At 50.8% G+C, this 4,272-nt stretch carries 4 protein-coding genes; all 4 read left to right on the forward strand.

From position 1 onward, the window contains the following. On the forward strand, positions 1-850 hold an 850-nt coding region (locus tag H6F80_RS09725), incomplete at its 5' end, for a zinc-dependent alcohol dehydrogenase family protein (protein ID WP_190791365.1). Between the two features lie 115 nt (positions 851-965). Next, on the forward strand, positions 966-1,790 hold the full coding sequence (locus H6F80_RS09730; RefSeq protein WP_190791366.1) for an SDR family NAD(P)-dependent oxidoreductase: 825 nt from the start codon (positions 966-968) through the stop codon (positions 1,788-1,790). Between the two features lie 681 nt (positions 1,791-2,471). Next, complete coding sequence (locus tag H6F80_RS09740; RefSeq protein ID WP_190791368.1) at positions 2,472-3,701, forward strand: LeuA family protein; 1,230 nt, start codon at positions 2,472-2,474, stop codon at positions 3,699-3,701. Between the two features lie 67 nt (positions 3,702-3,768). Beyond that, on the forward strand, positions 3,769-4,272 hold a 504-nt coding region (locus H6F80_RS09745), incomplete at its 3' end, for a polyphosphate kinase 2 family protein (RefSeq protein ID WP_518523550.1).

The raw sequence follows: 4,272 nt of genomic DNA on the forward strand, positions 1-4,272 counted from the left end.
CGGACAAAAGCTTCCGATCGTCCCCCTATCAGATGGTGCAGGCGAAGTCGTAGCAGTGGGTGCGGGTGTCACGCGAATCAAGGTGGGCGATCGGGTTGCAGGCATCTTTTTTCAGGCTTGGCAGTCGGGCAGCTTAACCCGCGAGAAAACGAAATCGGCTTTGGGTGGGGCGATCGACGGAATGCTGGCAGAACTGGTGCTGCTGCATGAAGATGGGGTGGTAAAGCTTCCTGAGTATTTATCTTACGAGGCGGGGGCAACTTTACCCTGTGCGGCGGTAACGGCATGGCACGCTCTTGTCCCCAGGGGTCACTTAATTCCCGGTGAAACGGTGCTGCTGCTAGGGACGGGCGGAGTTTCTATCTTTGCGCTTCAGTTTGCCAAAATCAACGGCGCGAGAGTCATCATTACCTCTAGCAGCGATGAAAAGTTGGCGCGGGCGAAAGCGATGGGAGCCGATGAAACCATCAACTACAAAACCTATCCTGCTTGGGAAGAACAGGTTTACAGATTGAGCGATCGCGAAGGTGTGGATCAGGTAATCGAAGTGGGCGGAGCCGGAACGCTGGATAAATCGCTGCGATCGGTGAGAATCGGTGGACGGGTGAGCCTGATCGGGGTGGTGGCAGGAGCGGGCGACGTGAACTATGCCCAGATTTTTATGAAAAGTATTGATGTGCAGGGAATTTACGTGGGCAACCGCGAAATGTTTGAGGCGATGAATCGGGTGATGACGCTACACCAAATCGAACCTGTGATCGATCGCATCTTTGAGTGGAAAGAGGCAAAGGCAGCGTATCAGCATCTTCAGAGCGGGACGCATTTTGGCAAGATCGTGATTCGTGTTTAATTTGCGCTTGCTCATTTTCTGTCCGATGGAGGAATAGAAGTCGTCCGGGCGATGCAGGTGATTGAGGCGATCGGCTGAGTAGGATCATCAGCAACTTTCCTCCACTCAATTTCTCATGACGAAAACTGCTCTAGTCACAGGCGCATCAAAAGGGATTGGAAAAGCTACTGCTCTAGAGCTGGCAAAGCACGGCTATACTATCGTCCTAGTTGCTCGCGAACCGGAACCCCTGGAAGCGGCTGCGATCGAAGTGCGAAATCTGGGACAGCAAGCATACCCGATTTCTGCGGATGTTAGCAATCCGGTGCAAGTGGAACAGTTAATGCAGCAGGCCATTGCTCAGGCAGGACAAATTGATGTGCTAGTGAACAATGCAGGAATTTACTACATGGGTCCAGTCGAGGATGCGTCGCTAAACGACTGGCACACGATTCTGGATACAAATTTGTGGGGCTATATTCACACGATTCATGCACTGCTGCCGCACTTTCTGACACGCGGAAACGGCACGATCGTCAATGTGGTGTCGATCGGCGGACTTGACCCGATTCCTTATCAGGTTCCCTATTCCACCAGCAAACACGCGCTTACAGGCTTAACAAAATCTCTGCGAGCCGAGGTAGAACCGAAAGGCATTCAGGTTTGCGGCATTTATCCCAGCTTTATTCGGACGCAGCTTTATGAGCGAGCACTCTTTCGCGGCGATGACGCCAAAAATCGGTTTGAGTTGATGTATAAAGCGTTCCACAGTCCGTTTCTGGAAACCCCAGAATTTGTTGCCCAAACGCTGCGAAGGGCGATCGAACATCGGCAAAACGATGTCCTGGTTGGTACGGCAAACTTCTGGACGACTGCGTTTCATGTGGCTCCTGCTGTAATGAAGCCGATCGTCCGACGACTCTTTGGGATGGCAGATTCGCAGCAGGATTTGGCGCGTTGAACAGTTCGCGTTAAACAGTTAAAGGTGAGGAGAGCTTGAGCAGTGGTGAATCTTCTGCATTGCCCCCAAACCCCTTTGAATCAGGGGCGTTGCTGAATTGGAGTATGATACGCCTCCCTAGCCCCCTAATTTTGGGGGGAACTGATCCTCAAAGTCCCCCAGCATTGCGGAATTTAGGGGGCGATGCAGCGTCTCAAGTTGTGTCTTTATACTTCGATTCAGCAACGCCGAATCAGGAACCAAAAGAGAGTTTGAAGCTTTTATCTGCTCAAGGCAAACATCTGAAGGCAAACATGTGCTTAGGGCAATTCAGAACGAAAATTCTTTTATTGCCCGGTTAGTGAGCTACCCAGTTAGCAACCTGGCTAATTAGTGAAAGATTGGCTCAAGAACAATCCAAATTTCCCTCAAGTTCTCTTCATAAATCACCTCTGATACTCTATAACCATCTAGAATGTCATTCCGTGAATTGGGATACACCAATTTCTGAAGAGGATGCGACAGTCTATCAGGGTGTTTTCTCAAGATGTCTTTGGTGTGAGGAGAAATTCATGTTTTTAGGGTCTGGCAAGCGGTATCTCACCATCATTCAATGGGACTGTTTACCTTGGGATTGGTTACCTTGGGATTGCTTACCCACAATAAGCCTGCTCAATTGTGGTTTCTCCCTGTCCTAAGCGCATGGAGATCATTCATCTGACCATTTCCGATGAGACGCTGCGCGACGGAGAACAGCAGGTCGGTTTATGCTTCAGCGCGGAAACAAAACGCAGTCTTGCCCATCAGATTGCTGCCACAGGCGTTCACCAGATTGCTCTTATGCCTGCGGTTCACGAAACGGAAGCTGAACTGGTCAAAATGTTAGTCACTGAGGGGCTTGCCGATCGCCTTGCCGCTTCCACCCCAATGACCTATAGCGCGATCGACCAGTCGAAAAGCTGTGGCGTGGAGCAAATTATTCTGTTTCATGCGGTGTCCGATCACCTGCTGTTTTTGCGCGACCCGGAAATCGATCGCCATCCGCTGTATGCAGGCAAAGCATACCGGGAATCATTGCCCTCTGCGCTTCGTGATCGAATTCGTCGCCAGATGATGGGCAAAGTGGTGGATCATTTGCGCTATGCTGCCAATCTGGGCTTGCGGATTTGCTTCGCTGCTGAAGATGCGAGTCGGGCAGATTTTGAGTTTCTGGTCGAGTGTTTGACCGCTTTTGCGCCCTATGTGGAGCAAATTCTTCTGTGCGATACGGTCGGCATTCTCACGCCCGAAAAAACCTATGTCTGGATTCACGATTTGCTGCAATACGCACCCCAAACGCCAATTGCGGTTCATTTTCACAACGACATGGGCTTGGCACTGGAAAACACGATTCAGGCAGTTCGAGCTGGAGCATCGGGTATTTCTGGAACCTTTGGCGGTATCGGGGAACGGGCGGGGAATGTGGCGTTAGAGCAGGTGCTCAACGGCTTAAAGCTGCGGTTCGGCTGGGAGGTGGCGGGCATTCGCTACAGTGCAGTGGCGCAGGTCGCTGAGAAATTGCACCATCAGGGGATTCGTGCCCATGCGCCCTACTCGCCTCAAGCACAGCATCACGAAACGGGGATTCACGTCCATTCCCTGCTGCGCGATCGCCACAGCTACACCAGCCTGCCCCATAGCCAGGTGGAAATCTGGTTTGGCAAGCATAGCGGGATGAGCAATTTTCGCTATCTGTTTGAACATCATCTGCAAATGCCGCTGACCTCAGAACAATACAAGCAGCTCAGTCAGGCAATGAAGGCGATCGCGATTCAGGAAAATCGATCGTTTTCGCTTGAAGAGGTGTTAACGCTGCTGGAGCAAGGAATTCTATCTTGTGGCGAATCTCATCAGGCAATGATTCCTTTCAAAGTCCAGCCTGACGCGGGATAATGAATTTCCACTGGACTTCTAAGATCAGCTCATTGGAATATTCGCCCGCCTCAATCGGAATATTTTTATGAACTTTGATCCATTTCTTGTCAAGCCTAATTCTTCGATTAAACTTAAACACTACGATCCGCGCTTTATTTCAGGACTAGAAACCCAAGATCTTCACCTTTCAAAAGATGAACTGAAAGCGCGATCGGATGAACTGCTACTTCAGGGGGTAAAGCGGCTCGGTGAACTTCAAGATAAGCTCTACGCCCAAAACACCTATGCGCTACTTTGCATTTTTCAAGCAATGGATGCGGCAGGCAAAGATGGCACAATCAAGCACGTCATGTCGGGCATCAATCCCCAGGGTTGTCAGGTGTTTAGCTTTAAGCAGCCTTCTGCCGAAGATCTGGACCACGATTATCTGTGGCGATACGCCAGAAATATGCCAGAGCGGGGTCGCATTGGAATTTTTAACCGTTCCTACTACGAAGAATCGCTGGTGGTGCGCGTGCATCCTGAACTGCTCGATCGCCAGCAGCTTCCCGACAGACTGAGACACAGCAAAAACATTTGGCAGCAGCGG

This window comes from Leptolyngbya sp. FACHB-711 (assembly GCF_014695615.1).
Lineage (GTDB): Bacteria > Cyanobacteriota > Cyanobacteriia > Elainellales > Elainellaceae > Leptolyngbya_A.

Excerpts from the sequence above, each read along its gene's own strand:
- H6F80_RS09740 (WP_190791368.1), top strand. The coding sequence starts at position 2,472 with ATGGAGATCATTCATCTGACCATTTCCGATGAGACGCTGCGCGACGGA.
- H6F80_RS09730 (WP_190791366.1), top strand. The coding sequence starts at position 966 with ATGACGAAAACTGCTCTAGTCACAGGCGCATCAAAAGGGATTGGAAAA.